Here is a 5,924-nt window from a genome sequence, read left to right on the forward strand (position 1 = left end):
AAGATGGCCTGATCTGGGTAGTTGCTGGAAAGCCGTGGAGAGGCGATCCGAATACGTTCTGCATGACCATGCTATGGCGCGACTTGGATTCAATAAAGGCTTTCACCGGAGATACCTGGCACGAAGCGCGCATCGAGCCTGAAGAGCGAGATTTGATTGCCTCGGCCAGCATCGAACACTTTGAGTTGCTCGGGGCTGTGGGTCCATAAATAGGTGGAAGGTCTGCTTCGTCCGCATTGCGATCACTGATGCACTGCTCAGCGTACGACTGTTCCGAGCCCAATCTGACCAATGCTGCGCGCCGTTTCAGTGGCAAAAAACGCAAAGTAGCCGACGTTCGCATTGGCCCGTTGCGGATCATGTGTGTGACGAAAGCCTATGGCCTCAACCGGCACCCTGTTTTCGCCGGGCTCGATCAAGGTGAGCCTGATAGGAGACTAGCTCATCTTCAATCCTTGAATTTGACCAGTCCAGATGTGGCGCTGCCGTCTCGGCAATTTTGCGGGCTTGTCGCAGGCCTTGATCCGGTTCCCACCCCAGACCAAGCCTCCGCATGAGCAAATCAGCCAGATTGCCCGGCATTTCGTTGCGCGCAGAGTTTGTAATCACGGAGCTGTAATCCTTTGGCTTCTGGTTGCCGTCACATGCGGCGTCGTAGTCAAATATTGTCTGAGTGCCACAGTATTGCAGATCGCGCCGATCTCTGGAGGGCACTAGTCGCTCTTGAATCTCCCGGGTGATTTTTCTTGCGACGCGCCTATGGGTTATGATCGGGCCACCAGTAAGCGCCAGCATGTTGGGCAATCCATCAACCGCCAAATCATGTATCTTGATCTCGCGGCTACCCATTGGTTCCAGCGGATCACGCGTCAGCGGGTTGACGCCAGCCCAGGTAAACCGCACATCGCTGGGTTTCAGAGACAGCTTTGGAAGACACCGGTTGGTTTCCGAAACCATCCATTCAATTTCCTGGTCCGTCGCCGAGACGCTAGCGGCATCTCCTTGGAATGGTGTTCGCGTCAAGCCGACATAATGGATACCGCGAAAGGGTAGGCAATAAAGTGGCTCGCCTATGCTGTTATAGGTGAATACCCCCCAATCAGCGAATTCCTCTGGCAGTTGCACCGCAATATGTATGCCTTTCATCCCCGTACATTTGGGAGCCGTGTTTGACCCGGTTCTGGCAGTCACATCATCGACCCAAGCCCCTGCCAGATTGAGGACAAAGTCCGCAGTGACAGTGGCGGCCTCAGGAGCGCCCAGTGCTGTTTTGCTAGTCGATTGCAGCGTAATGTGCCACCGCGCATCCTTTTGCGCTTGCCTGATCTCCACCACCCGTGTGTAGTTGCGAACGCACGCTCCCATCCGACGTGCATCAAACAGGGCATCCAGCGCGATACGCTCTGGCCAATCAAAAAGATACTCCTGAAAAACCGCGATGCTGCGCAGCTTTTCAGGATCTCGCAACCACGGGCTGATTGGAACCTGATCGGTGTTGTCTGGACGGTAGCGACGATATCTCAGCGGTTCGCCGGCCGGACTGGTCATCCGTAGTACTGCAAAGGCCGCATCCAGTTGCCAGGGGGTGTATTGATCATCTGAATAGATTGGCAAACAGAAGTTGACTGGCTTTACCCGGTTGGGGATCGTACGCACAATCTCATCTCTGGCCAGCATGTCATCACGAACAGTTTTCATGGACATAGCCAGACGCCGTGGGCGCAACAACGTCCGCCAGAAACCGGAGCCTGAAGCCAAATGCCTAAGACCACAGTGAAGCAAGCGACTGGAACGACTGGTTGCCCCATTGGCAAAATCATCCTGATCGACAACAAGCACACTGTAACCAGCCGCGCAAAGATGCTGGGCGGCGCTGGCACCGTTTATTCCCGCACCAACAATGGCAATATCAAAGTGGGATTGGTCTAATTGGGACAGTCCGTGAGGGGACGTCGAAACAGTCGGCGACAATGGAGGCTCCTTTTGTAGCGTTACTGGTTTCAGCATAAGAAGGTACAGATTAACACCTGTCTCCGATCAAATCCTAATGTCATGGGAAACACTGCATGCTATCAGATTGTATATACTCTGAGCTAAGCTCTGGCGATGGCAGCCGCGAAACTAAACTTAGCGCGTTGCATTGCACGTGAAACACACAAAGCGCCAGTTTCGGCTATTCAGGTGACAGCGTCGAAAGCCCGTATTGCCCGCAGGGCAGTCGTTCATACATTGCGCACCGAATGGCTGCATTGAGCCCAAAGCAGACGTGGAGAAAAACGGCGATATGTGATAGCCAACAGGGAATAATTCAATGCTGAGTGCCAAATGGTTTGCAACCCCGTACCTAAGAAAGTCACCCATATTCCGGATTTCTTTGCCCTTGTTACCTGTCCTTTTTGCCGCGATCAGCAGGTTGTTTCCCACTGTGATTTAAAGAGCAAGGGCAGGCCAATTGATGGAACTGCGGAGTGGGTGTGCTCACTTTGCAAGGGCATTCCGCGAAAAGGGCAATTTGATTGAATTATCCCCCGGGGGCGGGGCTGATCTTCGAGGTCATACCCAGCGAGCAGCTATCGCCTCCATTGCAAACGGTAGACTGTGTGATCATCTGGAAGTCCTTTGAGGACCAAAGATCGTGCGGCCGCAAATTCGAACTCGTGATTTCCCCCAACTATGGCTCTAGTCACATCCGACACAAGAATTTCACCCGGATTGGCCGATGAAGTTATGCGAGCCGCTTTGTTGACCACGGTTCCGAAGAAGTCGCCACGCGCCAAAACAACGTCGCCGGTATGAATGCCAACTCGTAGGCCCAAGCGCGGTTCCACATCGCTCAAAGCCACGGCTTCCTGTATTTTGATCGCCGCCAGAAGCGCTTCAGACGCTGATTGGAAACTGGACAATGTCCCGTCTCCCAACGACTTCACGAATTGCCCCCGATGTGTTGCGACAATACTCTCAACAGTCTGAAAATGCTGATCTATCAACGCCGACCAACCCTGATCTCCCATGGCCGCCGCGAGCATCGTACTGCCTTCGACATCAGTAAACAGCACCGAGGCCAAACCTTCTGCCTGAAGCAATTCCGGACCTTCTTCGAGCGCAGCTTTCACAAGAGTTTGAATGGCCAACTGTTCGCTACCTACAAAATCTATATTTGGGTAGGGAAGAGAGGCGTGACGATTAATGATCTTCCATGACGCACCCTCTAAGACGAACACCAGCACCGTGCGGACGATGTAATCATCTCGAAGCCCGGGAAACCCAACCCGATGTAGAAAAGCAGACCAGCCCGTCTCTCCGTTCTCGAAGGCTTCGGCTTCGAGAACTTCCCACACATCCGGCTCTGGCATTTCGCCGATGAATTCGCCGACTCCATCGCGGACAACCTGACCTTTCCAAAACTCATTCTCGCCAGTTCCAATGAAGCGGAGATCGACCGAGTCGGAAAGGTAGTCCTTCAAAACGTGCGTATTTAGGGTCCTGATCGCCTCAAACCAGCGTTCTGTAACAGCAAGTATCTCAGGAGAAGCCTTGACCACAACTGATACTCCCAACACAGGCGAAACAAGCGCAAAGTAAATTCGTCGATCTGGAATTAGCCGTACTGAACTCTACCACCTTTATGCTGCCCACGCACAAGCATGTAATCAAGGAAGAAGATGGTAGAGGCGCCAAGCACACCTTGGACCATGCAGACCTGAGACAGAGTTGTTGAAGCTCCGTCTCGCCGGCGCACTTAGGGCTTGCTTCGAGTTTCAGCTTTGTCCGCATCGCGGTCGCTAGCGAAGTTTCGGCGAATGACCAAACCGAGCACGAACCGTCCTATTAGGCCGCTGACGATATCTGTAGTTTTGACTCCTGCAAATTTGAAATTTGCTTTGTGAATTAGGTCACATCTCAACGAGTTTCATTCTGATATTTTGTTAGTATCGAGGGAGATTTAATCATGAACATGGTTGCTGCACTCGCACTGCTATCTGCTCTTTTTTATTGTATTGCTATGGTCGCCATGAAGTCATGGTGGACACTACCCAGCCTGGGCGTGGCAACCATAATCGCTGTTGCCTTACTTACAGCTGGCGCATTCGAAGTTGCTGCTCTGGGGCATGAAAAACTGGGACTGATTTACGTGGCTGTAATGGGAGCTGAAGTCATAATTTTGGGTGTAGTCTCACATTTTTTCTTCGAAGAGGTGTACTCAGTCAAAGAAGCTGCCGGGATGGCACTAGTTCTTGTTGGAACAGCTGTCGCCTGGACTTAGCCCTTCGATTTCACAACGATCTTGCTGCTCAGCGACCTCTTTGAGCGCCCCTATAGTACGCATAGCAGACATTCACGTTTCGCAAGTTTAGGTCTGCCATCCGTCCATAAGCGGATATCTGACCAAATGACTACGATGTCCGCGTTGAGCCCTGAGCGGATATTGATACGTTGAAGCAACTAGCTGTCGCCGATAGAGTTTCATAGAGAGGTTTGCTGCTATGTACACCCTGATTGGCACTGTGGTTGTGGGCGGAGGTCAAGCTGGTCTTTCCGTTAGCTGGCACTTAAAGCAGGCTGGTTATGATTACGTTGTTTTGGACCGCGGGCAGATTGGCGATACATGGCGTAACCGTTGGGACTCGTTCTGCCTGGTCTCTCCTAACAAACTCTGCCGACTTCCAGGTTTCCATTACGATGGGGATGATCCCGATGGTTTCATGCTCCGCGATGAGATCGTCAAGTACATCGAAGACTATGCGAGCAGTTTTGGTCCGCCCTATCGAGGGGGCGTCGAGGTGGCTAGAATCGAGGCAAGTGCAGGACCGGGTCGGTTCAAACTAACCACTTCAGATGGCGAAATCAGAGCGCAGAACTTGATCGTCACCGTCGGCACGCATCAACACCCGAATATACCAAGTTGGCATTACGATCTGCCCGAAAGGGTTACCGGCATACATACATGTGACTATCGCAACTCAGCGAGCCTACCGGATGGTGCGGTATTCATTATTGGAAGTGGTCAGTCAGGGTGTCAGGTCGCTGAGGACCTGCACTTATCCGGGCGCGACGTGCATCTTGCAGTGGGCAGTGCTGGCCGCATCCCACGTCGCTATAGGGGGCGCGACATTTTTGAATGGGACTTGGCGACTGGGTACATGAACATTGCGGTAAAAGACCATCCCAAAGGGACAGCTATCCGGTTCAAAGCCCATCCACATCTATCTGGGCGAGACGGTGGTCGTATAATTGATCTGCGCCAGATGGCGCTCGACGGGGTCAAGCTACACAGCAAGGTAGAGGGTGTTCAAGACGGGTGCCTGATTTTGGCAGGCGGACTTGAAGAGACGCTCAAGGCAGTGGACGATGTGTGTCGCGCGGAAATGGAGAGCATCGACACGTTCGTTGCAGAGAATGGACTCGATGATCCCAAGGAAATTGTTGTCCCGATCAACTGGCAGCCCAAACCTGAACTACCGTTCTTCGACTTGGCTGCAGCAAATGTTTCAACCGTAATATACGCAACAGGGTTTCACCGCGATTTTGGATGGATCGACTTGCCGGTCTTCGATGAGAGTGGCTATCCGCAATATGAGCGAGGTATTACAGATGTAGATGGCCTGTACTTCTGCGGACTGCATTGGATGCATACACAAGGGTCAGGCCTGTTTTATGGCGTGGGCGAGGACGCGGAGTACGTTGTTGATCACTTGATTTCCACTTCGGGCAAATAAGCTACGCGACAGCCTCGAGCCTAGCCTGGATCGAAGGTTTCCAACTGTAACTAGATCAGTTTTCGGACGTGTGTCTCGATACGACCTGCGACTGAGATTTTAACCAGTTGACGAACACCTTAGCCTCGGGGCGCTGAAATTCTGCCTGCGTCTGGATGTAATAGACGCCGAAGAGAGGCTCAGAGAACAATTCAATCATCCGACCAG

The 5,924-nt window shown here is 52.5% G+C and carries 5 protein-coding genes; 3 read left to right on the forward strand and 2 right to left on the reverse strand.

Translation table 11 applies throughout. The features are described 5' to 3' along the window. On the forward strand, positions 1-209 hold a 209-nt coding region (locus ACR0KS_RS20330), incomplete at its 5' end, for a hypothetical protein (protein ID WP_480693063.1). A 175-nt stretch (positions 210-384) separates the two neighbouring features. On the opposite strand, the gene ACR0KS_RS20335 is transcribed toward ACR0KS_RS20330, so the two are convergent. Both ACR0KS_RS20335 and ACR0KS_RS20340 read right to left on the reverse strand, forming a co-directional pair. Next, a complete protein-coding gene (locus ACR0KS_RS20335) occupies positions 385-2,007 on the reverse strand; it encodes an FAD-dependent oxidoreductase (protein WP_480693331.1) in 1,623 nt (540 codons plus the stop codon). Positions 2,008-2,570: 563 nt separating this feature from the next. Then, the gene (locus ACR0KS_RS20340; RefSeq protein WP_170384165.1) at positions 2,571-3,542 is read right to left on the reverse strand and encodes an adenylate/guanylate cyclase domain-containing protein; all 972 of its coding nucleotides are present in this window, start codon (positions 3,540-3,542) and stop codon (positions 2,571-2,573) included. A 407-nt stretch (positions 3,543-3,949) separates the two neighbouring features. Here ACR0KS_RS20340 and ACR0KS_RS20345 point away from each other — a divergent pair, with 407 nt between their 5' ends. Together ACR0KS_RS20345 and ACR0KS_RS20350 are read left to right on the forward strand one after the other, a co-directional pair. Next, positions 3,950-4,264: a hypothetical protein gene (locus ACR0KS_RS20345; protein ID WP_170383373.1), complete on the forward strand. Its 315-nt coding sequence runs from the start codon at positions 3,950-3,952 to the stop codon at positions 4,262-4,264. Between the two features lie 220 nt (positions 4,265-4,484). Continuing rightward, positions 4,485-5,717 (forward strand): flavin-containing monooxygenase, encoded by a 1,233-nt coding sequence (locus tag ACR0KS_RS20350; protein WP_170568211.1) that lies wholly within the window; start codon positions 4,485-4,487, stop codon positions 5,715-5,717. Positions 5,718-5,924: the final 207 nt, after the last annotated feature.

Source organism: Ruegeria sp. BC7 (assembly GCF_056539165.1).

Coding starts and splice junctions, on each gene's coding strand:
- ACR0KS_RS20350 (WP_170568211.1), top strand. CDS start 4,485: ATGTACACCCTGATTGGCACTGTGGTTGTGGGCGGAGGTCAAGCTGGT.
- ACR0KS_RS20345 (WP_170383373.1), top strand. CDS start 3,950: ATGAACATGGTTGCTGCACTCGCACTGCTATCTGCTCTTTTTTATTGT.
- ACR0KS_RS20335 (WP_480693331.1), bottom strand. CDS start 2,007: ATGCTGAAACCAGTAACGCTACAAAAGGAGCCTCCATTGTCGCCGACT.